20 protein-coding genes are annotated in these 25,276 nt (G+C 49.7%); 11 read left to right on the top strand and 9 right to left on the bottom strand.

Annotated elements, in window-relative coordinates; all coding sequences use genetic code 11:
* Window positions 1-225: 225 nt before the first annotated feature.
* From B9Y93_RS15285 to B9Y93_RS15270, 4 genes are all read right to left on the bottom strand, one after another.
* Window positions 226-1,245: an FUSC family protein gene (locus B9Y93_RS15285; RefSeq protein WP_085495575.1), complete on the bottom strand. Its 1,020-nt coding sequence runs from the start codon at window positions 1,243-1,245 to the stop codon at window positions 226-228.
* 103 nt (window positions 1,246-1,348) lie between these two features.
* The gene (locus tag B9Y93_RS15280; RefSeq protein ID WP_088549474.1) at window positions 1,349-2,170 is read right to left on the bottom strand and encodes a M15 family metallopeptidase; all 822 of its coding nucleotides are present in this window, start codon (window positions 2,168-2,170) and stop codon (window positions 1,349-1,351) included.
* 909 nt (window positions 2,171-3,079) lie between these two features.
* Window positions 3,080-4,891, bottom strand: coding sequence for an LTA synthase family protein (locus B9Y93_RS15275; RefSeq protein ID WP_085495573.1), 1,812 nt, complete (start codon window positions 4,889-4,891; stop codon window positions 3,080-3,082).
* Between the two features lie 187 nt (window positions 4,892-5,078).
* Window positions 5,079-6,470 (bottom strand): dicarboxylate/amino acid:cation symporter, encoded by a 1,392-nt coding sequence (locus B9Y93_RS15270; protein WP_085496089.1) that lies wholly within the window; start codon window positions 6,468-6,470, stop codon window positions 5,079-5,081.
* A gap of 183 nt (window positions 6,471-6,653) precedes the next feature.
* On the opposite strand from B9Y93_RS15270, the gene B9Y93_RS15265 reads away from it, so the two are divergent.
* Entirely contained in the window at window positions 6,654-7,052 is a 399-nt protein-coding gene (locus B9Y93_RS15265; protein ID WP_085495571.1) for a hypothetical protein, read from the top strand.
* 97 nt (window positions 7,053-7,149) lie between these two features.
* Complete coding sequence (locus B9Y93_RS15260) at window positions 7,150-7,380, top strand: hypothetical protein (RefSeq protein ID WP_139829179.1); 231 nt, start codon at window positions 7,150-7,152, stop codon at window positions 7,378-7,380.
* Window positions 7,381-7,607: 227 nt separating this feature from the next.
* Here the strand turns inward: B9Y93_RS15260 and B9Y93_RS15255 are convergent, their stop codons facing one another.
* On the bottom strand, window positions 7,608-8,540 hold the full coding sequence (locus B9Y93_RS15255) for an NAD-dependent epimerase/dehydratase family protein (RefSeq protein ID WP_085495568.1): 933 nt from the start codon (window positions 8,538-8,540) through the stop codon (window positions 7,608-7,610).
* Between the two features lie 375 nt (window positions 8,541-8,915).
* Here B9Y93_RS15255 and B9Y93_RS15250 point away from each other — a divergent pair, with 375 nt between their 5' ends.
* Complete coding sequence (locus B9Y93_RS15250) at window positions 8,916-9,680, top strand: tryptophan-rich sensory protein (RefSeq protein WP_085495566.1); 765 nt, start codon at window positions 8,916-8,918, stop codon at window positions 9,678-9,680.
* A gap of 20 nt (window positions 9,681-9,700) precedes the next feature.
* Here the strand turns inward: B9Y93_RS15250 and B9Y93_RS15245 are convergent, their stop codons facing one another.
* From B9Y93_RS15245 to B9Y93_RS15235, 3 genes are all read right to left on the bottom strand, one after another.
* On the bottom strand, window positions 9,701-10,321 hold the full coding sequence (locus tag B9Y93_RS15245) for a TraX family protein (RefSeq protein ID WP_085495564.1): 621 nt from the start codon (window positions 10,319-10,321) through the stop codon (window positions 9,701-9,703).
* A 105-nt stretch (window positions 10,322-10,426) separates the two neighbouring features.
* Complete coding sequence (locus tag B9Y93_RS15240) at window positions 10,427-11,029, bottom strand: LysE/ArgO family amino acid transporter (RefSeq protein ID WP_085495563.1); 603 nt, start codon at window positions 11,027-11,029, stop codon at window positions 10,427-10,429.
* 99 nt (window positions 11,030-11,128) lie between these two features.
* The gene (locus B9Y93_RS15235; RefSeq protein ID WP_085495560.1) at window positions 11,129-11,470 is read right to left on the bottom strand and encodes a DUF1904 family protein; all 342 of its coding nucleotides are present in this window, start codon (window positions 11,468-11,470) and stop codon (window positions 11,129-11,131) included.
* Window positions 11,471-11,609: 139 nt separating this feature from the next.
* Between B9Y93_RS15235 and B9Y93_RS15230 the strand changes: the two genes are divergently transcribed.
* The 6 genes from B9Y93_RS15230 (at window position 11,610) to B9Y93_RS15200 (ending at window position 22,051) form a co-directional block, all read left to right on the top strand.
* A complete protein-coding gene (locus B9Y93_RS15230) occupies window positions 11,610-12,641 on the top strand; it encodes a DUF6385 domain-containing protein (RefSeq protein WP_085495558.1) in 1,032 nt (343 codons plus the stop codon).
* Between the two features lies 1 nt (window position 12,642).
* On the top strand, window positions 12,643-14,763 hold the full coding sequence (locus B9Y93_RS24900; RefSeq protein WP_244903426.1) for a beta strand repeat-containing protein: 2,121 nt from the start codon (window positions 12,643-12,645) through the stop codon (window positions 14,761-14,763).
* A gap of 142 nt (window positions 14,764-14,905) precedes the next feature.
* Window positions 14,906-17,233, top strand: coding sequence for a tetratricopeptide repeat protein (locus B9Y93_RS15215; RefSeq protein WP_176228942.1), 2,328 nt, complete (start codon window positions 14,906-14,908; stop codon window positions 17,231-17,233).
* Window positions 17,187-18,758, top strand: a complete 1,572-nt coding sequence (locus tag B9Y93_RS15210) for a glycosyltransferase (RefSeq protein ID WP_085495554.1) — start codon at window positions 17,187-17,189, stop codon at window positions 18,756-18,758. Before B9Y93_RS15215 ends, B9Y93_RS15210 begins: the two co-directional genes overlap by 47 nt.
* Window positions 18,755-20,248: a glycosyltransferase family 2 protein gene (locus B9Y93_RS15205; RefSeq protein WP_085495553.1), complete on the top strand. Its 1,494-nt coding sequence runs from the start codon at window positions 18,755-18,757 to the stop codon at window positions 20,246-20,248. Before B9Y93_RS15210 ends, B9Y93_RS15205 begins: the two co-directional genes overlap by 4 nt.
* A 123-nt stretch (window positions 20,249-20,371) precedes the next feature.
* Entirely contained in the window at window positions 20,372-22,051 is a 1,680-nt protein-coding gene (locus B9Y93_RS15200; protein WP_085495551.1) for an alkaline phosphatase family protein, read from the top strand.
* Window positions 22,052-22,311: 260 nt separating this feature from the next.
* On the opposite strand, the gene B9Y93_RS15195 is transcribed toward B9Y93_RS15200, so the two are convergent.
* On the bottom strand, window positions 22,312-23,571 hold the full coding sequence (locus B9Y93_RS15195; protein ID WP_085495549.1) for a purple acid phosphatase family protein: 1,260 nt from the start codon (window positions 23,569-23,571) through the stop codon (window positions 22,312-22,314).
* A 279-nt stretch (window positions 23,572-23,850) separates the two neighbouring features.
* Between B9Y93_RS15195 and B9Y93_RS15190 the strand changes: the two genes are divergently transcribed.
* Both B9Y93_RS15190 and B9Y93_RS15185 read left to right on the top strand, forming a co-directional pair.
* Entirely contained in the window at window positions 23,851-24,564 is a 714-nt protein-coding gene (locus B9Y93_RS15190) for a polyphosphate polymerase domain-containing protein (RefSeq protein ID WP_085495547.1), read from the top strand.
* Between the two features lie 3 nt (window positions 24,565-24,567).
* Window positions 24,568-25,275 carry a DUF4956 domain-containing protein gene (locus B9Y93_RS15185; RefSeq protein ID WP_085495544.1) on the top strand — a complete coding sequence of 236 codons (708 nt, stop codon included), beginning with the start codon at window positions 24,568-24,570 and terminating at the stop codon, window positions 25,273-25,275.
* The last annotated feature ends 1 nt before the right edge of the window (window position 25,276 follow it).

Genomic DNA, 25,276 nt, shown 5'->3' with positions numbered 1-25,276 from the left:
TAGATCTTGCCTCAGCTGCACATGATAATATCGACATCGAGTAAGTCTCTAATCGGAACTTTGCTTGATGTCATCAGACATGAGACGGAAAACGCGATGAGGCCCTCATTGGCAAACCCGTTCATCATGATTAGAGGTGCTGTCCTGTCGTAGAGACGGTGCAGCTCTCAACAAAAAAGAGGAGTCCAACGGTACAACCCGTCATTTGGACTCCTCTTTCCTTATTTATTCTTGTGCTGATCCAGCATGGCCTACAAGCCGGTCAAGCCGTTGAATCTGAAGGCCATATTCATAACAGGCCGCAACGACGATCGCTAGGCGATGTGAGCTGTCGTCTCCATTGACGCAAGCCCTCATCATCGATTCCAAGAACTGCTCGTTCTTCTCCATGAGCTGCTCCATGATCTCGTTATCCTTTTTCACCTTGTCTTCAAACTTCAGCAGCACATGCTCATGCACTCGAATGAGATGCTCAAGATGCTCATCAAACAGCTGATCGATCCCTTCTCCGCGCATCGATTGGAAATAGTGGTTCTCGATCGAATCGAGCACCTCCATGCCTCGCTGAAGCGTATAAAGCAATTGCTTATAAATGACGACATGACGCGTACGGCTGAACTTCGCCTTTTTCAGCTTCTTGATCTCTTCCTCAAACAGCTTGAACTTATCAGCAAGAGAATGCAGCGACTGCTCAAGCTCTCGTTTCTCCTGATGAAACGCAGCTTCCGTCATCTCATCGGAGATGCTGGTGCGAAGCAGCAGCGACATCTGGCTGAATACGGACTCGATCTGTTTGATAAACTGCTTCTTCGGATCAGGCGGCAGAAAAATAATATTGATAAAGCAAGCCGATCCGATCCCAATTAGAATCTGCGCAAAGCGAAGCAGCGCATAATCCCATTGTCCAGAAGCTTCCATGACCGCAATGACGGTAACCAGTGTCAATCCGATCGTGTCTTCCATTTTCATTTTTAAGCTGAGCATAATGACCAAGATACAGACAATACCGACTATAATCGGCTCATTCGAAAGCACCATTCCTGCCCCGAGAGCAATAATGGCCCCCATTGTGTTCGCTTGAAGCTGGTCAAGAAAATAGCGCCATGACCGGTAAATGGATGGCTGCATGGCAAAGATAGCCGCGACCGCCGCAATGACCGGTGAACCTTGGTTAAACAATAAGCAAAGATAGATGGTCATTGCAACAGCCATGCCTGTCTTCAGCACTCGCGCACCTAGTGCCACCAACGACTCCTCCTTTTAAGTGCTGAGCACTTCAGTCGCCCGTATCCTGATGGTCGTACAGGTTAATAGAATCATAAGCTTAGCTTGCCAACTGTATGATGGATTATTCTCCAAGAAACTGCTCAAGCGTCGTTTTATTGTTGTAAACAGCCGTTGCAGCCTCTACTCCGACATAACGAATATGCCAGGGCTCATATAAATACCCTGTGATGGACTCCCCATCTTCTGGATAACGAATAATAAAGCCAAATTCATGGGCATGCTGAGCAAGCCACTTGCCTTCTGCAGAATCCCCGAATACCTGCTCAAGCACGTTGCCAACACTTGGGCTGGATACGTCAATTGCAAGTCCGGTCTGATGCTCGCTTGTCCCCGGCACAGCACTTACACGGGAGGCATATTCTTCACCTTGCGTATCAACATAGTAGCTATATAGCGACTGCTGGCGCTTGTACGAACGGTAGCCAGATACAGCATTAAGTTCAATATTATTCTCTTCTGCATTGGCGAAGAGCTTCTCCAGCGCTTCTGCTGCTTCTTTGCGCATATGGCGCTTTTCATGCGCCTCGCTGAATGAGAACTTTACATTAGGCTCAACAAGATCAGGTGGTTCATATCCATCTGGCAAGGAACGCTCCTTGTTGACCACGACCAAGTTCGATTCTGCATTGGTTACAGTGGCCTTGCCGTTTTGTTGTTCTACCGTCTGAGCAAGAGCATTTTCCGTTTGCAAAGCTGCCACAGGGTCGTTGGCCTCTTCTCCCGCTTCTGAATCATCATTTGGCGCGAGGGCTGGATCGATCTCTCCTGTTTGGGTTGTTTCGCTGCTATTCTCTTTTGGTGTGTCTGTTCCGCATCCTCCAAGAATCAGAACAGAACTCATAGCCAAGAGCAGCAGCATGATCGCAGTACGGCGATGCTTCATCCTACTCATCCTTCCTATTATCCTTCTGTCTCAAAATCTATGAATTCGAGTGAGTCTCTATTATAACGGATAATAGAATAGGATTCACCTAGACCTCAGATGGGCTCATGGGACGGCTCCCAGAGCCGTTTCATAGAGAACTAGAATAGAACGCGCCAAAAAGAGCCCGTCCTTCGCTAACGGACAGGCTCTCAATCTAAGGTTCATAAATCGTGCACAGCATGAATGGCAGAACGATAACATCATGATAATGATACGTACCCTATATGATACATAGCCTAGAAACTGTTGCTCCCTCTTGTACATCTCCAAGAACCCAGAAGCTTACCGTGAAGCTTCCCGAGCAAAGCTGCAGCGGATTGGACGCCGCAACCGGTTTTCGGCTTGCCGCACGCTTGCCCAATTACAGTGCTTGTCCCCTTACCCCTGAGGTGACCTCCGCCTCCCTATAGCCATCATAGCTCACTGTCCAGCTTGTCCCGTCCTGCTTGTGACCTGTTCGATTCTCCGCATACTCCTCCACTGTCCTTCTACCACCCTACTTTCACTAGATGAGCATAACAGCATTCAATACCAAAGGATTCCTCATCGCACCCTATAACTCCTACACTCTTGAAGCAAAGGTGCTGGAATATCCAGCGCAGCGGACGTCTGCAAAGAGTACCCGCTAATGGCTTGAACAAGCAGGGAGCTGGCATGATCATCTCACAGCAGCCCTTGCATTCAGGCTGGAATATAGATACAGCGTGCAGCTTGTCGTACATACAAAAAATCCGCAGGGTCCCCTGACGAAGGAGAGACCTGCGGATGTTAAGCTTTCACACTGCCGTGCACGTCCAAAGATAATATGTTTATGCACTTGCCATACACTTTATGAGATGAATCATTAATGACATTAGAATTAATCCATTAGTTGGACTCCTTGACTACGGTATAAATATAGCGGTCGGACAGCTCCATCAGCTTCAGCACCTTCTCATAATCTGTCTGATAAGGAGCAGGGTCCACAGGGGATTGATCCGCAACACGCTTGGCGCTACCGCTGGCAAAGTCAGCCCCCGGCACGTACAGCACCTCATTGTTCATGAATGTTCCTGACGGCGCATAGAAACGATTGCCGATCAAGTTATTCTCATGGTTGAGCAGATCCTCGCCAAACATAGGATTGGCCTGCTCCGTTAACCCGAGCAGATTAATTAGCGTTGGCATAAAGTCAACTTGTCCACCAACAATATCCATTACGGCAGGCTTTACGCCCGGAGCATGCAGGATGAACGGTATGTTGAAGGCATCGAGCTTGTCATCATACGGTCTGCCAAGCACCTCTTCAATCGCCGCTTGATCTGCTGGCTGCGGGAGCTGGAGGCCGTAATGATCCCCATAAATAAGCAATGTTGTATTCTCCCACATCCCTGCATCCTTCAACTCTTGAATGAACTTGCCGATGGCATAGTCTGCGTAATGCATCGCATTCAAATATTTCCCGACGGACGTATCCTTAATGGAAGCTGGCAGCTGAAGCTGAGGCTTATCTGCCGGTATCTCGAATGGGTGGTGGCTCGACATCGTAATGATGTTCGCATAGAACTTCTGGTCCTTATCTGCAAGCTCCTTCAGCACCTCGAAGCTCTTGTCAAACAGCACTTCATCAGAGGCGGAAAATGCAATCTTATCCTCCGTGCCAAAGTAGGATTTGTCGTAGTAGCGGTCGAATCCTAGTGCAGGGTACATCTTATCCCGGCTCCAGAAGCTTACATCATTCGTATGGAACGTGACCGATTCATAGCCATGTTCCTTCAGCAAGTGAGGCAGGCTTGGCACCTTGCTTCCCCCAACGTATTCCGCCATCGGCGTATGGCCGGTCGGATAGATCGAGGTATTCATCATAAATTCCGCGTCAGATGTGTTGCCTTTGCCAATCTGCTGATAAATGCGGTTGAAGAACAGGCTATCTTGCATCAGCGCATTCAAATTAGGTGTGAGCTCCACCCCTTCCAGCGATAAGCCAACTGGGAAACGCTGCATAGCCTCCACCTGAATGACAATGACATCGCTGTCTTGAGCCGCACCATTGTATTGCAGCGGTTGAGAAGCAGGAGCCCGCAAAGATTGAAGCTCTGCCTTCGCAGTCTCTGCAGGTAGTTCCTCCAGCTCAGCCTCATCAACGAACATATGCTGAAGCTGATAGCTGAGCACTCCCATCTGTTCCGCTTGTGCGCGCTCATTCAGAATGCCTTGATGATGGTTGATGTTCCAAACGACAGGAACGACCAGCACAGCACATATCACAGCAGCAAGCCAGCGTGCGCTCCAGCCAGAGTTCGGCCGCTTCCATCTGATAAATGCCACAATAATAAGGTCTGCAATGAGCAGCAGATAGCTCCAATGGAAAAGCGCGAATACACTGGATTGCACCTCCCCAAGCTGTCCTGCCTGGTTCAAAGCATCTGTTGTTACAATGCTTCCGTAATAGTCGTTGTACATTAATGTAGCAAGCCATATGAAGGACATCAGTGCACTTAGCCCGATATAATACCCCTTTAGCGGCACATGCAGAATCCATCCCAGCACTAGCAAGATGATCAGAATCCCAAGATCGCTGAGAAGGCCGCCAAATGAGATCGCGTCGAACAGCTGCATGTTGACAAACAGCAGCTTCAATAGAAAGACAACTGCCCCATAGAGCAGATAAGTGACAGGCCATTGCTGTTTATTTTCCATTATCTTTACTCCCCGTTAACATTCTCGTATCCTACTATATCAAAAATGAAGACCTGTTCCTAATGCATCCATACCATCGGAATGAACGCACCGTACTGGGAACAAACGGCCGCCGCATCTTGACCACAAGCAAAAGGCCTGCGCAGTGATCAGCCATGCGCAGACCTTCGTATTCGTTGCTGTTCGTCTAAGCTTGAACCACTGCTCCCTTATCGGAATCACGGTCCGAGCCAATAGCAATATCTTCATCAGGGTCTTCATTGAAGGCCCTACGGTCAAACTCTCCTTCACTGCTGCCTACTAGAACCGAGGCAACCGTCGTTCCCGTTGCATTCACGGCTGTGCGCGCCATATCCACAATGGCATCAATGCCAAGCACAAGCGCGAAGCCTTCAAGCGGCAGCCCCGCCTGCACCAGCACGACCGTTGTTGAGATCGAGGCTGGGCCTGGTACCCCTGCTACACCTATAGAAGCCAGCGTTGCTACAGCGATAATCAGCAAATAGTCCGTGATGCCAAGCTCGATGCCAAAGACCTTGGCAACAAATACGGCCACAATTGCCGGATAGATCCCGCCGCAGCCATTCATATTGATAGTGGCGCCTAGCGGTGCCACAAACGAAGCGACGCGCTCGGATACCTTCATGCGCTTCGTAATCACTTCAAGATTCACAGGCAGCGTGGCATAGCTGCTTCTCGTTGTGAACGCAACGGCCATCGTCGGATAGGCCTTCTTGAAGAAGCGCAGCGGATTCACACGCGCTGCGAAGGACAACAGCGCACTGTACGTGACAAACATATGAATAAAGCATGCGATATACACTGCGGCGATAAACCAAGCCAATTCCTTGAGCGTCTCGAATCCATATCGTGCTGACATGGCCGTCATCAAGCCGAGTACCCCATATGGCGTTAAGCGAATGACCAGCTTAGTGACACGGAACATCACATGGGACAGCGACTGGAAGAAGCTCTTTACAGGCTCCACTCGCTCAGGATGCCTACCGCCTTCCCAAATGATTGCGATCGCAATAAAGAAAGCGAAGATAATCACCGGAACAACTTTGCCTTCTGCCATCTCACTGACCGGATTCGATGGCACTAAGTCCAGCAGCACTTGCTTGAAGCTAGGAATATCACGGGCCTCGAAGCTCTGTGCGGCCTCGCTGTTATGGGCAATCCCAGAGCCTGGATCTACGACGAGGGCAACCCCAATGCCAATGGTTGCCGCGATCGCGGTAGTAATCAAGAAGATGGCAATCGTCTTGGTCCCAAGCTTCTTTAATACATTCATATTCGGCACCGATGTAATGCTTGTAATAATCGTCGAGAATACGAGCGGCATCACGACCATCTTGATCAAGCTCACATAGATGGAGCCGACGATGCCTACGTCTGCAGCTGAATCGCCGAATACCGCTCCAATCGCAAAACCAAATGCCATCGCAATCAGCACTCGCGTGCCGAAGCCTACCTTCTTCTTGGCCAAAAGCCACAATACGGCTGTGAGAACAATCGCTGCTCCCCAGCTTCCATATACACTCCAATCCTGCAGCGACAACCACGACTGCTCTTTCATGGACATTCACCCCGTCTTCTTTTCTCATAAAACCAAGTTGTTTAATAGGTATTATAGGAATTAAGCTTTTATCCGTCAATTCTTTTTTTTACCATTCGCTCAGCTGCTCCACTATTAACGAACGGGACAAATCATGTTACACTTTCCATACAAATAGGGAAATAATAGAAATGGGGTTAGTTCATGCTGTACGATGAGGCTATACAGACTCGCCCGCTGTTCATAATGTACATGGAACAAAGCCAAGAGCTGCACGAAACCGACGACGAACTGCTACATGCTGAACGTGAACAGAAATTCAGGAAATGGCTGCTCCAGCAGGACCGCAAGCATCTTCTCATGCTCAAAACCATCTCCTTGGTAGGCCAGCACGAAAGAGGCTATTACTATGAATGGAACGAAGGAGAGACCATTGAGCATATCATCAAGATTGAGATTACGCGCTCACATGAGCAGCTGCTCCATTACTACAGCAAATATCTTGTATACGATAAAAAGGAAGCGATTACATCATTTTTGTTGCATGAAAGGAACTATCACGCATTTAAAGAAGGATTATGCATTCTTGAAATCTTGGAGTGATAAATAAGAATGGAATCGAGGCTTTGATTTGATTATCGAAATGGATTATTCACTGCATTCACAATATATGAGGGTTAAGGATGGCGTTATTCTCGACATGCGCAAACTTCAACACGAGTTCGATATTTTTATAAAAAGTCTAAAAGGCAACAATTATTTTCAGGAGTATCACCTATTTAAAGAAGATGGGGGAATGCGTGGATTCTATGTGAACGTATTTGGAGCGGAGGAATTCGCCGCTTGGATTAACGTGGAGAAATATAAAGAGCAGGTGATCTGGGTCATTCCAAAGCCTGACACAGAGCCAGATCTCGTAATTCACTTTTAACTTTAAGATCGTACATTGAAGTCCAATGCGCCTTCTTAAGCAAAATACGATCACTTGGTTGTCAAACATTGGCCCTGCATGCTTATGGATTCATGCCAAAGAACATGCAGGGCGGTTCCTGTTGCACGACAGCAGGAACCGCGTACTTCTCGTCCTGCCGCCTGCACTGGTTTATGATTAACATGCCATTAGCATGCTCAGCATCGCTTGCACGTTAGGCTTGCCTGTCAATTTGCTTTGTTGTTCTTATGGTTCTCTTTCAGTTCCTCTGCCAACGCGTGCACCAAAGCAGGATACCACTCCGTAATGGATCGAAATGCAAAACCAAGTTCCTTTGCCTTAGTCGTATCCATACCCCAATCATCAAGCAGGCCAAAAGGCGATGTCTCTATGTCGCTGGCAATCGAATCAGACAGCGCCCTTTCGGATGGAGAGAATATCACCGCTTGTTTGTTGAGCTCCTGCTCAATCATATGGATGATATCCTGCAAGGACAATACGCCGTCAGAACAAGCGTTAATAGGGCCGTTAACCCTCTCTTTCCCCACTCGGTATAAGAAATCGGCAGCTTCATCTGATGTAATAAAGGACAGGCGCGCATTTCGATTGGGAATCTCAATGCCTAGCCCTTGGTCAATACGCTCCAAATGGAAATGAAGCCGCTTCGTATAATCATCGATGCCAAGCACAATCGGGAATCGAACCGCTGTTACAGGAAAAGACGCCTGCTGAAAAAACACCGCCTCCGCGAGCCTTTTCCCTTCTCCATAGCTGACTTCCCCTACTACCTCCGCAATCTCATACGTATAAGGATCAAAATTGTCTTCTTGATGCGCTTTATTCCCCGGTTCATACACCGCTAACGTCGATGTGAACACATAGTGCTTCGTACGATCACGGAACAGCTCACAAGCGTCCGCTGCGCCGGCAGCATGGTAGCAAATATTATCGTAAATAACATCCCACTGCATGCCTTTTGTCGCTGCTTGCATGGAATGCTTGTCGCCCCGGTCCATGATTAGCCGCTGTACCCGATCTCCAAAATCATCCTTCGTGTGCCCTCGCGTCGCAATCGTCACCTTGACGCCTTGATCCAGCATACGCTCGACCAATTTTTTACCAAAAAAACGGGTACCTCCAAGAACAAGCGCCTTCTCCATTAGAATTCCCCTTTACTGATATAAGTCTATTGATTATGCCGTCACAGCCTTGCAAAGCAACCTATCTTCACACCTGAAATGCTAAACCATCCCATTTTCTGATTATAGTATAATTCACTCTTTTTCGTCTGTCCTTCCTTCTACACTCATACAAGGTCAGCACCAACCGATATGATGAACAACTTGTCATAAACAAGAGTCATCAGCCGTATCGTGGGTATATAGAAATAAATAGAAAATAAAATGACGGTTGCTTGAGTAGGTCCAGCCTGCCTGGCTATAAAATAGATAAGCTGCTCCAAGGCTTATCAAAGATTGAAGAGCAGCATGTTGCGGGAATACTGAGATTGTGAGGAATGCAAAGGAGGTTTATTTATGTATCATTCATTCTGGCGTATTATCAATCTAATCGCGGTGATAGCAACAATTGCCGTCAACGCGCTCGCCAACATCATCCCCTTTAATGGAAAGACAACGGGCGAGATTTCGGCTATGTTCCCCGTGCTGATTACACCCGCGCCGTATACATTTAGCATCTGGGGACTTATCTATGTGCTGCTCATCGTGTTTGCCATCTACCTCGCGCTGCCTAAGCAGCAAGACAAAGTCAAGCTTGTTGGCCCGCTGTTCTTGATCAGCTGCTTGTTCAACATGCTGTGGATTGTACTCTGGCATTATTTATACACACAAGTATGGCTGTCGCTTCTCGCCATGCTCGGGCTTCTTCTAAGCCTTATTCTTATATACAAGCGCGTGGTCTCGATCCCCCGTCCATCAGCTGCAGATGAGCTCTGTGTCCAGCTTCCTTTTCGCATCTACTTGGGCTGGGTCAGTGTCGCTACCATTGTCAACGTGAGTGTCGTGCTTTATGCGGTGAATTGGAATGGGTTCGGCCTTAGCGCCGAATTGTGGACGATCCTTATTCTCGCTGTCGGTACACTGCTCGCTTGGATTGTCGGCGGGGTGTACCGGGACTACGCCTATGTCCTTGTCTTCGTCTGGGCCTACATTGGCATTGCGGTCAAAGAAGGACAGGAGCCGACCGTCTTCTATACGGCACTCAGTCTAGCCGCATTAATGTTTGTGTACGCTGTTTCAATTGCTTTTCGCCCAAGATCACGAACGATAAGTTCCCCATAATCTCTGCATGCAACACACCGTTATAGTAAAGCGTAGGCTATTATGCTCAACAGGATAAGATGCACTGGATAAAAGGAACGCCAGATCCATCTCGGCATGCTTGAGCGCTTGTTCCTCACGCCAAGAAATGCTATCGCAATCGTCGGCACAAGGCTGTACATTTGCAGCGGAATACCGTTTAAATACTCGAATGCATTCAGAATAAAATGCGCTCCGATAAGGGGAAAGCCAGAGAAATAACGATAAGCGAATACAAGCAGCAGCCCATACGCACCGTACTCAAAAGACAGCAGTTCAGCAGCGATGCAGGCTATCCCAAGGAGCAGCATACTCCACATCGGGTCGGACTTGCTGTAGCGTTCCACGAATAAGAGAGTGCTGAGCGCTAAGCAAAGAGTGAACACAACATTGAGATCCCACGTTTCAAATAGAAGCATATACGGAAGCTGCGCGCACAAAGCGATAAACAGCAAGCGAAGCATGTACTTGTTATGCGATCTTGTGTAGTGATAGCCTTGCACGATGGAGAAAGCATAGATAGGAAACGCAAGCCGGCCAATGATTCGAAGTCCATCCTGCTCTGGAAAAAAGGTCACGCCGATGTGATCAATCAGCATGCTGATCATTGCGATCCATTCCATATCCGCACCTCCATGAACGTGAACATCCTTATGATTATTGTTCATCATAACATTGAGCCGACTAAGACCTCAAAGCCTGGAGCTTGAGGTCTTTTTTCACAGCTGCTAGAGAGCTTGAATGAGCTGAACCACGAGGTATACCGTAACTCCCCATATCATCATTGCCGAGCATTTGTTGACCCAGCGAAGCAATCTGCCTTCATGATCCAGGCTCCCGACAGCTTTGCCGGTGATTGCAAGTCCTAAGAACCACAGCCAGGAAGTGATGATGCAAGCTGCTGTAAACATCGCTTTTTCCGCACCATGATAGCTAAGAGAGCTTGTCCCAATCACGCCGATTGTATCCAATATCGCATGCGGATTAAGCAAGGACACCGATAGAGCAAACAGCACCTGCTTCTTGATCGGCATGGCGGCCTGCTGCTTATTCATGTTAGCAGGATCACTCTTCCAGATGGACCATCCCATATACAACAGAAACACAATGCCAACTGCAAAGATCGCCGTTTTGAGCACGGGAACGGTAAACACCAGCACCGATACACCAAGAACCGCCAGTAGGATGAGCAATGTGTCGCTTAGAGACGCTGTGAGCACAACCGGCAGCGCTCTTTTGAGCTTAGGCTGTGACGCCCCTTGGTTAAATACGAACACGTTCTGAGCGCCAAGCGGCAATATCAAACCCAGAGCAAGAATAAAGCCATGAATGCTGCAAACAAAGAAGCCACCTCTTCATCAAAAATACGATGTCATTACAGTAAGAACCCTCGTTGACGGCATGGTCATTGAGGGTTCTTTTTTAGCTCGCTAGCCTTTATAACGATCGAAGCGTACGCCATCAATATAATACGCCTTCTCCTCATAGGTCCGAAATGCAATCTCAAACTCCGGTACGCCAAGTGTCTTTACAAGACGGTCAACGGCTTCAGCAAAGCGATCGCGAACTTCATCTCCCCGCTCGAACCAGGATACCTCCACAAATGGAAAGGACGGAACCTGCTCACCTTCCCATACCCCTGTCGTATTCAAGCATTCCAATGTGAAATTGTCTCTACCGCAGGAGCATACTTTGGCAAGCTCGTCCACCAATGGGCGGCTAATCTGCTGCAGCTTCTCCGCTTCCAACCCTCTAAACAATAAATGGGGCATATTTTCTTCATCCTCCTCTAGATTCCAGCATTTTTTCCATCATTTCAATTTGCAAATAGGCGACCATCTCAAGCACTTCCCTCATCCCTTACATATTCTAATGTTAACGAATTCCGGTAAGGAAAGGCGGGGTGATGATGTGAAAAAAAAACGATCTGCTTCTTCCCGCGGCCATTCCAAAGATCGCTCGACAAGGCCTATGGGATCGGATAAGCAAGCTTATGCCATGCAACGAGCAAAGACTGCTGCATTCACGCAACAAGCAAACCATTCCAACTATTCTTTCAGAACCGCTTCGTCGAAACAGCCTTCTCGCTCCTCAACAGCGAACAAGCTCTTCATCATGGTATCCAAACCGAAAAAGTCGAACAAACGCAGTCACCGCTTATCGAAAATAGCGAGCGTCAAAAAAGCCAAGCCATCTCGCTTTGCTAATGCATCATCCAAAAAACGTTCTGCTGTCGGGACCTTGAAGGTTTGGGCTTTTAACCGTCGTGGTCGCAAACAGTACATTTGCATTGGGATCGTGCCCATTCATATGCTGAAAAAGCTGTCTGCTCGTCACAAGCCGAAGCTGTGTGGCTCCAAGCATGCTTCACATGAGCAAACGATCAAGCGGAGCTCCTCAGCCAAAAAGAACAGGCGGGTTCATTGTAAACATCATAAGCCATACACCGAACACAGAGCAAAGAAAAAATGCTGTCGGCCTAGAGCACCTTCTAAATCTTATATGAGATCCCAGCATGAGCATCGCCACGCTTGCAGCTGCGTGCCGCACTGCCCGCCGCCTCCTCCGCCAGAATGCAGCTGTGTAAACCATATCAAAGTCATCTCCAAGACAGAGACACTGTTCGATGAGCAGCAGTTTACAGAAATCAGCCTGCGCGGGGAACGAGTCATGCCGGCCCAGGATACATCCAAAGCTACAGTGTACACCTATGCCGTCATCAATCGGGGCGCCAATGATATGCTGGCAGTGCTTGAGATCAGCCCTAACGGCAAGGACTACGTAAGGGATGCAACAGAACGCATTCATGCTGGCGAGACAGCAGTTATAGTGCCTAATCGCTTTCTAAAGTGGACTCGGATTCGCATTATTCCTGAAGGTGCAACGACAGCCGACATCTATTATCAATGTCAATCCATAGGAACTGCAAAGGGGGATCGATAAATTGCCAAACTATAATGTGTTTCAAACTGACCCTAACAATTTGCGGACATTAATATTCGGGCAGGACAGTCTTGGCAATCCAACAGGACTGCAAACTGATTCCAGCGGCAACCTGCAAACGGTCATTGTCGGCGGAACCATTGACAACATTAATATTCAAGGGGTAACACTCACCGCAGGAACCTTAACCTCAGCTGGAACGGTCACCAATATCTTGGATGGCACCATATCTAGTGTGCTTGGAGCTACGATCACAGCGGGGTCACTTTCCTCTGCTGGTACCATCACCAATATCTTGGATGGAACCATCTCCAGCGTGCTCGGCGCTACAATCACAGCGGGGTCACTCTCTTCTGCGGGGACCATCACCAATATCCTTGATGGCACCATATCTAGTGTGCTCGGCGCTACAATCACAGCGGGGTCACTTTCCTCCGCAGGGACCATCACCAATATCTTGGATGGAACCATCTCTAGCGTGCTTGGGGCTACGATCACGGCAGGGTCACTCTCTTCCGCGGGGACCATCACCAATATCCTTGATGGCACCATCTCTAGCGTGCTTGGCGCTACCATCACAGCGGGGTCACTTTCCTCCGCGGGGACCATCACCAATATCCTTGATGGCACCATCTCTAGCGTACTTGGCGCTACGATTACGGCAGGATCGCTCTCTTCTGCTGGAACTATCACTAATATCCTTGATGGGACGATCTCTAGCGTGCTCGGCGCTACCATCACGGCGGGGTCGCTATCTTCCGCGGGAACCATCACCAATATCTTAGATGGCACCATCTCTAATGTTCTCGGTGCGACCATTACTAATATCTTGGATGGAACGATCACCAGCGTGCTCGGCGCTACGATCACAGCAGGGTCGCTATCTTCCGCGGGGACCATCACTAATATCTTGGATGGCACCATCTCCAGCGTGCTTGGCGCTACGATCACGGCAGGGTCGCTCTCTTCCGCGGGAACCATCACCAATATCTTAGATGGCACCATCTCTAGCGTGCTTGGCGCCACAATCACGGCAGGGTCGCTCTCTTCCGCGGGAACCATCACCAATATCCTTGATGGCACCATATCTAGTGTGCTTGGGGCTACGATCACGGCAGGGTCACTCTCTTCCGCGGGAACCATCACCAATATCTTAGATGGCACCATCTCCAGCGTGCTCGGCGCCACAATCACGGCAGGGTCGCTCTCTTCCGCGGGGACCATCACCAATATCTTAGATGGCACCATCTCTAGCGTGCTTGGCGCTACCATCACAGCGGGATCGCTCTCTTCCGCGGGAACCATTACTAATATCTTGGATGGCACCATATCTAGCGTGCTTGGCGCTACGATCACAGCAGGGTCGCTCTCTTCCGCGGGGACCATCACTAACATCCTTGATGGCACCATCTCCAGCGTGCTTGGCGCTACGATTACAGCGGGGTCGCTCTCTTCCGCGGGAACCATCACCAATATCCTTGATGGCACCATCTCCAGCGTGCTTGGCGCCACAATCACGGCAGGGTCGCTCTCTTCCGCGGGGACCATCACTAACATCCTTGATGGCACCATCTCCAGCGTGCTTGGCGCTACGATTACAGCGGGGTCGCTCTCTTCCGCGGGGACCATCACCAATATCTTAGATGGCACCATCTCCAGCATTCTTGGCGCTACGATTACAGCGGGGTCGCTCTCTTCCGCGGGGACCATCACTAACATCCTTGATGGCACCATCTCCAGCATTCTTGGAGCTACGATTACAGGAGGCACACTAGCCAGCGTCACCTCGATCTCGCAGAAGAGCTTCGTAGAGCAGACAACAGCCAATGTGCAGGCTGACTCCACATCCTTCACACCGCTTCCTGCTGTTACAACGAGCATGCTTGGGGTCTACTCGTTCTTTGTATACAATCAGCTAGGCGGCTCCATCACCACACGAGTTGAAGTGAGCGCAGATGGAACCAACTATTATGTGGATACGAACGGCTCCACTATTGCCGCAGGCCAGACGGATGTCGTCGTTCCTGCACGCTTCCTGAAGTATACGAGACTCTCGTATCGCTCAACACTTCTGGCAGCACCTGCAACAATCAGCGTCATTTTCAATGCCCAAGGCACATAATGGATAAATAGGGCATAGACTACAACAGCATCCTTTATAAGCACATGACCATCATGTGCTTTTTCTATGTCCAATGACCATGGATGTATATGCATCCCTGAGGCATCCCGGGGTATTTTCCAAATCCAAGAGAGGTGACCTTATGTATCTTCAGCGCCCCGCTGCAAGTGAGCGTATAGGGGTCCTTATTCTAGCCTGTGATGAAGCAAGCCTGATTGGCAGCTGTATCGCAAGCGCCGCCGGCGCAGATGAAATTATTGTCGCGGATACGGGTTCAACAGACGGCACGCCACAGCTGGCCAGAGATCTCGGAGCTACGGTAGTGACCTTAAAATGGGATCATCATTTTGCCAAGGCGAGAAATGAAGCGTTGCTATCGATGAATGCAGAGTGGATCTTAGTGCTTGATGCCGACGAGCGGCTGCTCACTCCTATAACTGACATTCGGGCCATTCTCCAGAACACAGACATCTGCGGATACTCCGTTCTGATCAAGAATCGGTTAAGCGAGCATAGGGATCACTACGTTCAACACCGTGCCGTACGGTTGTTCCGCAACAAACCAAGCTATCGCTATGAAGGGGTCATTCATGAAGACATCGGCCCATCGATCATCCACGCATCGGGTACAAATGCATTAGCGGACAGCCCAATTCATCTTGAGCATCAAGGCGTTCTTCCTTCTATCATCGCCAGCAAAAAGAAGCTTGAGCGCAATCAACAGCTGCTGACATTAGCTCTCGCAGAATCCCCAAAAGACCCCTTTGTCCTTTATGGGCTAGGCGTTACCGCAGTACAAAGCAATCAACTGGAGTTGGCACTGCAATGGTTCGAGCTCTCCCGTCAATATGTGCCGAAGGAAGCCGCTTACCGCGCAACCTTATATCGGGATGCGGCAAAAGTATTTCTTGCACGCAAAAAGCCGCATAAGGCGGAGGAATGGATCAAAGAGGTCTTGGAGCATTACCCCGACTACGCAGAGCTCCATCTCCTTCACGGGCAATGTCTCAGCGAACAAGGCCTATTGGAAGATGCCCTTGCTGCTTTTACGAAGGCTACAGAGTCGCATAATGATCGATATGTTACAGAGTCTGGGGCTGACCATGCGACCGCGTTTTTATACTTAGGGGACACTGCCTACCGCTTGGAGCGCTACGAGGAAGCTTCTCGTTATTACAATCAAGTACTAGAGCAGCAGCCAAGCTGTGAGGCTGCCCTGCTCGGTCTAATCGCTTCATTTGATGAATTAGGCGTACAAGAAGAAGACATTACTCAGCATATTGAAAAAACATGGGGCACGCTCACGTTTCCTGAAGCTGCGCCATTAATTCGCGCATATGAGCAGGCTGGCTTTGTCAGTGCTCTCGCACGCATCTGTTCACAGCATCTGCACGCCCCCCATGCGATGAATGGATTAATCCAAGCGTGGTTCCAGATGGGGCGCTACATCGAAGCGCATGAGCTCATTCGTCATCTGCTCCGACATACCAAGCTGTACGAAGAGGAGCGTACCGCCTTGACTCATCTGCAGGCGCTATGCGCATGGCAAGCATACAGCCAGCGAATTCTGACTGTGGCGGATCAAGCTTATTGGGATGAACATACGATTGAGGCTTATCACGTACTTTGCCATTATGCAGATCAACTAGAGGAAGCAAAACAGCTCCAAGAGCAGCATTTGCAAGTCGAGACGGTCAGCCTGATGCCAAATGCCAGCACAAATACCTTAAACGATCAGCACGCTGACGGTCTTAAGAACAGCGAAGAGTTGGCTTCCCAATCGAAGGAGCCTCAAAGTTCCTCATTACCTAACACGTACAAAGCAGACCATGCCCTTGATTCTTCCCAAAATGCTCCTCAAACAGAAGCTTCAACTCATGATGCATCTAAGCCTCATGCGGATATTACCTATTCAGTTCATGCTGAGAAGCTGCTTATGGAATGGGTGCAGCGGCTTGGCCAGCAAGGGCATCTCGCATCCTTGCGCCAATGGGTTAACTACCCTGCTCCTTGGGATATACGCTGCGCTAAAGCATTGTTCCAGGCAGGGGATCGCTATTCGGCCGTACACATCCTGCTCCAAGTCATGACGGAGCAGCGCCTTGATGCAGAAGGTGCCGTGCTTATCGGTGAGATGCTCCTTGAGGCCGGCCAGCATCGAGAGGCTTGCGATCTGCTTGAAGGCTCGCGGAAGCTTCAAGAGACGAACACTACACACATGGATATGGAAGCAAGAAGAGATCGCATGCTTGCTTTAGCCTATCTGAAGCAGTCTCAAAGCCATCTGCGAGAAGCGATTCGCTTGAGTCCAGAAAGGCAGGAATGGCAAGATCAGCTTCAATCCCTTCATACGTCCATTCAGCAGGTCAGCCGCATGCCATGGCAAACCGTTTATACGCCATTGCAAAGGAGGAATATCCGCATTGTCCAACAAACCTCGCTTAAGCACCTGCATGATCGTGAAAAATGAAGCAGAGCTGCTTCCTGCGTGCTTGGACAGCATCTGCGAGGTATCAGATGAGATCATTGTCATGGATACAGGCTCAACAGATGCAACCATCGATATAGCCAAACAATATGGCGCCCACGTTGAAGTTATCGAATGGAAGCAGCACTTTGGCGATGCGAGAAATGAAGCCCTTAAGCTGGCTACGGGGGATTGGATTCTATCCATTGATGCCGATGAGCGGCTAACCAAGGAGGATACGGTTCTGCTGCGTTCCTTGCTGGATGGCTCTCATGAATATGAGGGCTGGTTTCTTCAGGTGGAGCACTTCTTGTCCGATGATGAGGATGCCGTTCCAATCAGCATCAACCCGCTCCTACGATTGTTCCGCAACCGTGAAGCCTATCGCTTCGAAGGAGCCATACATGAGCAGATCGCGCCTGTTATCTTGCGAGAGAGACCGGAGGCCGTCTTTGGCATAAGCCGTTGTCGAATCCGCCATCTCGGCTATCAGTCGCATATCGTAATGAATAAGAACAAGATACAGCGCAACATTGCGCTTTTAGAGCATACGCTTGAGACTGAGGGGCGAGAGCCGTTTCATTTGTTTAATTTGGCAGTGGAGAAGCTCAGGCTGGGCAGCATTGAAGAGGCCCTGAGTTTGCTTATTGAAGCAAAGGCCATCACCCCCTCCTCAGCAACCTTTGCACATCTGATGATCAAGTATGAAGCCATGGCGCTGGCCGCTATTGGTCGCTATGAGGAAGCATTAGCCTCCTGCCGAAGCGGTCTTCGCTTTTACCCCGATTATTCTGATCTATACTTCGCGATGGCCCATTATGAAGAAGCATTAGGACAGCGCAAGGCAGCAGTCGCCTCTCTCAAACGAGCGATTGAACTAGGCCCTCCTCCGAACCATTATCATACGGAATCTGGACTCGCTACGTATCGATCGCATGCCAAGCTGGCTTCATGGGCGCTTGAAGAGAGACGGTGGAGAGAGGCTGAAGAAGAACTGGAGCTGGCACTTAAGGACGCTCATTGCCCCGTGTCCACTTGGCTGGCCGTTCATCGGCTTCAGCGGCTGCTGCAGCATTATTCGACAGCCGCAGACTGGACTCCACGTGAACCCTACCTTCAGGGGCAAGAAGCCCTGACGATACACCGTCCATCCACTTCTTCATCTCAGTCCGCTGTTAACAGCAGCGGAGCAGCAAGACCAAGCGAGAGCTGGCTGCTGCTGCAGTCACAGGAAAAGCAGCGGCTGCTCCAATACACGCTAGAGCTCATGCAGCCGCTTGATGCTCATCCTGAAGAAGCGCAGTCTTCCCCTATGCCTCAGGCAGAAGAACCGCCAAGCAAGAGCGGGCACAGCCCGGAGCTGACTGCTCTAGAGTCCAGCCTTCAATGCCTGAGGCTTGCAGATGGCGCATTAGCACGGCTTCAGGCACATGATCGATCGCAGGAACTCGCCATCGCGATACGATTAATTTGCCCCATAGGAGCAATGGCGCTGACATTAGCGGAAGCAAGGGGGAGAATCCAATGAAGCCTTATCGCCCGCTTGTCCACCAGGCAGATGCCGCATCCAGCGATCATCCCCTTCCACTGCCCATCTCCTTATGCATGATCGTTAAGGATGAAGCGGACTTCCTGCCCCGCTGCCTGCAGGCTGCTGTATCTCTTGTACAAGAAATGATCGTCATAGATACAGGTTCAACCGATCACACGCCTTACATCGCCCGCGCGTATGGAGCAAAAGTCTTTCACTATCCATGGTCGAATGATTTTGCCGCGGCCAGAAATGAAGCGATTCGACAGGCACATGAGCCATGGATCCTAATGATTGATGCGGATGAAGTATTGGATCCACATACATGGACGACGGATACGGTTGCTCCTCTCATCAATCAAACCAGCATCAATGGATACTATGTTAAGCTCGCTCATACGGAGGAGCCTTTGTCTGAGCCCTTGCAGCAGCGGAGCATTATGGCAGTGGATATGAGCTGCCGGTTGTTTCGAAGAGCCTCTCAGCATCAATACCGAGGACGCATTCACGAAGATATTGCCCCTTCCATTGAAGCCAGCGCTGAAGGCTCTCTAGCATGGAGCAATCTCATGATCTGGCACGACGGCTACACGGACAATACGATTCAGCAAAAAAATAAACAGGAGCGCAATCGCCAATTGCTGCTGCTTCAAATGCAAGATGAGCCTTATGAGCCGCTGTGGTGGTACGCTTACGGTACGGAATATTTTCAACTCGGACGATGGAAGGATGCGGCTCCATGGCTAAGAAGAGCACTTGAGGCACTTCGTGCGCAAAAGTCAAAGCCTGGCTACACCTCCGACGTATGGCTCAAAACCATCTACGCCCTGCAGCGCATCGGCTCCTTCGATGAAGCGCTCGCTCTTGCAGAAGAAGGCGCTGCCGCTTATCCGGATTTTCCTGATCTATTGGAGCTGACGGCCTCCCTGCTGAGCAGCCAAGGCCGCTGGCAGGAGAGCTATGCATATCTCCAACAAGCGCTGCGCTGCGGGGATGTAAGCCATCTCTATACCACGACAGCTGGAACTGGCAGCTGGCGGACGCACTGGCTCTCCGCCACGATCATCGAGCGTGCCTCTCTGGCTGTGCACACGAACCATGTGGAAGATCCAAACAAGGTGGCAGAGGAGTCCTTGGAAGCAAAAAGATACCATACTCCCTTGCACCACGCTATACATGAGCACCCCTGCACCTTGGCGAGCGGGCATTTTGAACAGGCGGCACGACTTCACCCCAACCCAGTCCTTCAATCGCTATTTCTAGCAGCAAAAGCTTACTATTCACAGGAATACCACGAGGCCATTCATTCGCTCCGCTCCTTTATGGAAGCTGCTCCAGCCATCACGCCTTTCTTGCATCTGGCGATGAGTCTGACCTGCAGCAAGCTTGCGGAAGCTCATCTTCCGTATGTTTCAGCCGGACTCGCTCATATCCCCACGGTGGCCTTGCAGTGGGGAGATGGAATTCGACCTTATCTCGAATCATGAGGGGCTCCTGTCTTACTGAGACTGAAGCCCCTTTCTCTATGAGGAATTGTGAACGGGATAATTTGCCCCCCTTTTTCTCATAGTAAAGAATGACACATCATTCCAAGACTAGGAGAGCCATTCATGAATAGCTATCATTCACGCACACTAAGACATAAGCTTGACCGCTCCGCTGCCATCATGCGAACCTTAATGCCCCTCCTCATCAAGGGAAGCCTATTAACCATTTGCATGAGCTTGGTTGTAAGCTGCGGACAAGCAAATACCGTTAAACATCAGGACCTGCTTCGCATAAAAGCTGAACAGACCTCCCCTTCTGCTCCCAATGCTGCCAAAAAGATCATTCTGATCGTCGCGGATTCGCTCTTGTCAGAAGCGATTGATCGGGGACTATCCAAGCATCAGCTCCCTACGATCCAAGCCCTGATTGAAAGAGGTCGTTATGAAAGAAACGTGATTAGCTCCTTCCCGACCATGTCTGTTACCATCGACAGCTCTCTAATCACAGGCACTTATCCTGATCGTCACAAGGTCCCCGGGCTAATCTGGTATTCCGATCAGGCGAAGCGGCTGATTAATTATGGGACAGGTCCTTCAGAGAGCCTGCATCAGGGGGCTAAACGGGTGATCGAGGATGGCATGCTGCATCTTAACGAAGAGCACTTGAGCAAACAGGTCTCGACGATCTATGAAGACCTTCACCGCAAGGGAAAAAGCTCAGGCTCCATCAATGGACTCTTGTACCGCGGGCCTGTGCAGCACCGCTTAGCCTTTCCAGCATGGCTGGAGAAGCCCTTGAACTTGCCGGAGACAGCGACAATTAAAGGGCCAGATCTGTTTGCCTTCGGGGCCTTCTCCAATCCGCTTGAGGACAAGCTTAAGCTTCCCGTCGGGCCAACGAATCGCTTCGGATTGAATAATGAATATGGCATAGAGCTGACTTCGCATCTCGCTCATAATCGGATGCTCCCCGACTTTCTTTATGTCTACCTGCCTGATGCCGATCAGCAGCTGCATAAGCATGGGCCTGCTGATGACGAAGCTGCCCTCAAGCTGGATCAGCAGCTTGGCTCTCTCATGCAGCAGGGCTTCGGCTCTGTCGATGAGGCATTGAAGCAAGCAGTCATCGTGATCATAGGCGACAGCGGCGTCAGCGAAGTGCGGGAGCGTTCGAATGACGCCAAGATTGAGCTTGATAAGCATCTGGCTGCCTATAAGCGCCTTCCGCCAGGACAGGCCCCCGATTCGTCCACCGAGATCGCCATAGCTTCCAACGAGACGATGGCTTATGTCTATCGCTTCGCTCAAGGTCCCGCATTAAGCCAATTAGCAGCTGAACTCGCCTCCGATGCTAGAATCGATCAGCTGGCTTGGAAAGATGGGGACAGCGTGCATGTGCTGCAGGCAGGAACTGGTCGCAAGCTGCAATTCAAGCAGGGCGGTCCTTGGCAGGATGCTTATCAGCAAGCATGGACAATCGAAGGAGATCTTGAGGTCATGGACCTGCAGACAGATGCTGACCATCATATGCTGACCTCATATCGTTATCCCGATGGTCTAAAGCGCTTGTATGCCGCGCTTCGCTCCCATACCAGCGAATATCTGATCGTCACAGCCAAGCCTGGCTATGAGCTCGCTGATGAGCATTCGCCTACGCATCCTGGGGGAGGCGCACATGGGTCGCTTCATGCGATCGAGTCTAATGTGCCGATTATTGTAGCGGGCACCCAGAAGCTGTCTGTCCCGCTTCGCATTGTCGATCTAAAAGCATGGCTGCTCGAACTTTCCCAGTCAACCAACTAGACGAGCATAAACCTGCTGCCTGTATGCTCGTCATGTGAATCCCTCTATCGAGGCTATTCAACGCTGAGCAACCGTGTCTAGAGACAGGTTATGTCGTCAAATAGTCTGCTGGATACGGCTAAGACCAAACTTATTAATGGCATTGTAGTAAAAAAGGCTGACTCCAACGTACTCTCTTAAGCACAACCACACAATGCTAGTGTGAGAAAGATATCAAGAGATACGGTTCGATCAGCCCTATCTTTTTCGTTTTCGTTATGTTAATGAATCAATGTCACCTCGTCCACAAGCTCGCCATCGACTGTGTAGGCTTGGTATACCAGTTGACTCTCGGCAATGGTCATGCCGACAAACATCTGCTTATTATTTTGAAAGTGGACCTGATGATACAATTGGTCCTCCTTCTTCTCGTTGAATTTTTGCCCCGCTGCATTTGGGACGATATAGACGGTTCCTTCCCGCTGCTTCACAACATTGTCCTCATCACCCACAACTTTACCGCCGCGCAGCGGATAAGATCTGGAATACTCATGGTTGTGTCCTTGCAGCACCAGATCGACCTTGAATTCATCAAACACCTCCACCCAATCCTGAACCTTTTGATAGGCGTTGCCCCCGTAGGCTCCTCTATGCATGGCCACAATCGTCCATTCTTTTGTATTGTTCTTGAGGTCTTGTCTCAGCCATTCGGTCTGCTGCTTGCGATTTGACTCCGTATTCATCACAACCACATGCACCGGACCATAGTCGAAGGAATACGTCGTTCCCGGGATAGAGCCCTGAGCCCCATTGTCTGGCAGCTGAAAATGGGATAAGTAACGCTTGGCCTCCCCATCAATCTCATCATGATTGCCAGTTACCGGAAAAAGAGGAATCCGGGACAGCATCGGAGCCTCTATGAAAAACGAATCCCATGCTAGCTGATCTTCAGGGTTCTCGGTCAGATCACCCCCATGGATAATAAATTGCGTAACTGGAAACGTGTTTAGTGCTTGAATAAGCGTGTTGCCCCAAAGCTTGAAATCAGCTTCCGTCTTCCCTTGAGAATCTGCAACATGCAGGAAGGTCAATGCCTTCTCCTCACTGTCTAAGGCCTCCGTTGTGAATTGGAGAGACTGGCTCCACTCCCCCTCCTGACCGCTGCCAACGCGATAATGATAGGTGGTTCCCGGCTTCAAGTCCGTTACAGTCACACGATGCACCGCTTGCATGCCTTGATTGCCTGTATCTATCGTCTGTCGCGATCCCTTTATCGTTATCATGCTGGAATCTGTCGCGCCCAGCGTGCCAGTATCCTCCTCTATAAGCTCTATGACCGTGCCTGTATCAGGCGAGACGGTGTACCACGTAAAGGCGCGACTCGTCTTCGGATCCTCTGTCCAAGTTGTGACGATCGACTTGGGTTGTCTTGACGCATCCTCACGCAGCCACTGCATGCCCACAAGTCCCCCAACAAGTGCAAGACATGCCACAAGCACCAGCATGACATCTGTTCCCCAGCGCCTGCTTCTGAATTTCATGATCGTTCTCCCCTTTCATGCGGAGATGAGTCCATTCCTTCCATTTGTCCGCTTGAAGCCATGTGCTCAGCACAGGCTGCTCTGTTTTATTCCGTTTTCATTGATTTAAAGTGCCCACAGTATAGCACAGCCTCGGAGGCTTCGTTTTCATTTTCAGCAAATATTCAGTTAACGCTCAGTTCCCCATCAGTTTCTACTAATCGAAGGCTCAGGTATCGCATTTACACTATCTTTACATCAGGCAGTAACCATTCTGAATAGAAATGAGGTGTTGAAGCAATGCAGCCATCCTTAACGTATCGCAATGAACTGAAATATTTCGTAAGCCCGCACCAATACCTTACGATTCAAAAGCGGCTCAAGCATCTCATTGCGCAGGACAAGCATGTTGGACCGACTGGCGAGTATCATATTCGAAGCCTGTACTTTGATGACATAGATAACACAGCGCTGCATGAGAAGCTCGGCGGAATAAGAGATCGGGCCAAATTCCGGATTCGCATTTACAACAAGCAGGATCAGGTCATTCATTTTGAAAAGAAAATCAAGTTCAAGGATTATATTGCTAAGGTAAAGGAGCCATTGACGCGTGACATGCATGATCAGATCATGGCCGGTCATTATGAGGCGCTCCGACATTCCAACCGACCGCTTCTCAGGGAGATTCATCAGGAGATAACGCAGCGCCTGCTGCGTCCGAAAGTAATTGTAGATTATGTTAGAGAACCATTTATATGCGAAAACGGCAATGTCCGCATCACCTTCGATAAGGAGCTTCGAACAGGTCTTAACAGCGTGAATTTGTTTGACCCTAATCTTAGAACTATTCGGGCGCTGGATCACAACCTCATCATTCTTGAGGTCAAATACGATCAATACTTGCCCGCTTACATTCAAGCAGCACTCCAGCTCGAAGGCTTGAACCGGCAATCCGCTTCAAAGTATGTGATTTGCCGCAAATACTTGAAAACGAACACATGGGAGGATTATTAAACGATGGATACGACCAATACAACTTCGACGTCATCAACTAATTTTTCTGATATTCTCAAAAATTCCTTTATTAACAACTTTGTTTCGGATATTAGCCTGTCTAAGATTCTCATTACGATGGGCATGGCCTTCATTATTGGCTTCTTCATTTATTTGCTCTACAAGCGCGTATTTAGCGGCGTGCTGTACTCAAAGAGCTTTAACGTTTCTCTAATCGGCATGAGCATGATTACCGCCATGATCATTCTTGCCGTCAATTCGAATCTCGTGCTGTCGCTCGGCATGGTCGGGGCATTGTCCATCGTTCGCTTCCGCACACCGATCAAGGACCCAACAGATCTCATCTTCTTATTCTGGTCTGCTGCTGCAGGCATTGTCGTCGGTGCAGGCTTCTACACGCTTGCCATTCTAGGCTCAGTCATTGTTGGATTGATTCTGTTCTTTCTCATCAAGCGTTCTTCGTTTGAGATACCTTACTTATTGGTCGTCAACTGCGAGGACAATGAAAGCGAACGCGACGTGCATCAGCACATGGGAACTCTTGTCAAGCGGTATAACGTCAAGCAAAAAAGCGTCACCCCTGGCAATATCGAGATGACACTGGAAGTACGATTGAAGGATGAGGAAGGAAAAGTGGTTAATGCGGTATCCATGCTTCGAGGCGTTCGCAATGCCGTATTAATCAGCTACAGCGGAGACTACGTATCATAAA

This window comes from Paenibacillus aquistagni, assembly GCF_900177815.1.
In the GTDB taxonomy this organism is placed as follows: Bacteria; Bacillota; Bacilli; order Paenibacillales; family Paenibacillaceae; genus Paenibacillus_B; species Paenibacillus_B aquistagni.
Note: the sequence above shows the minus strand (reverse complement) of the source record. Positions and strands in the feature narration are given on the sequence as shown.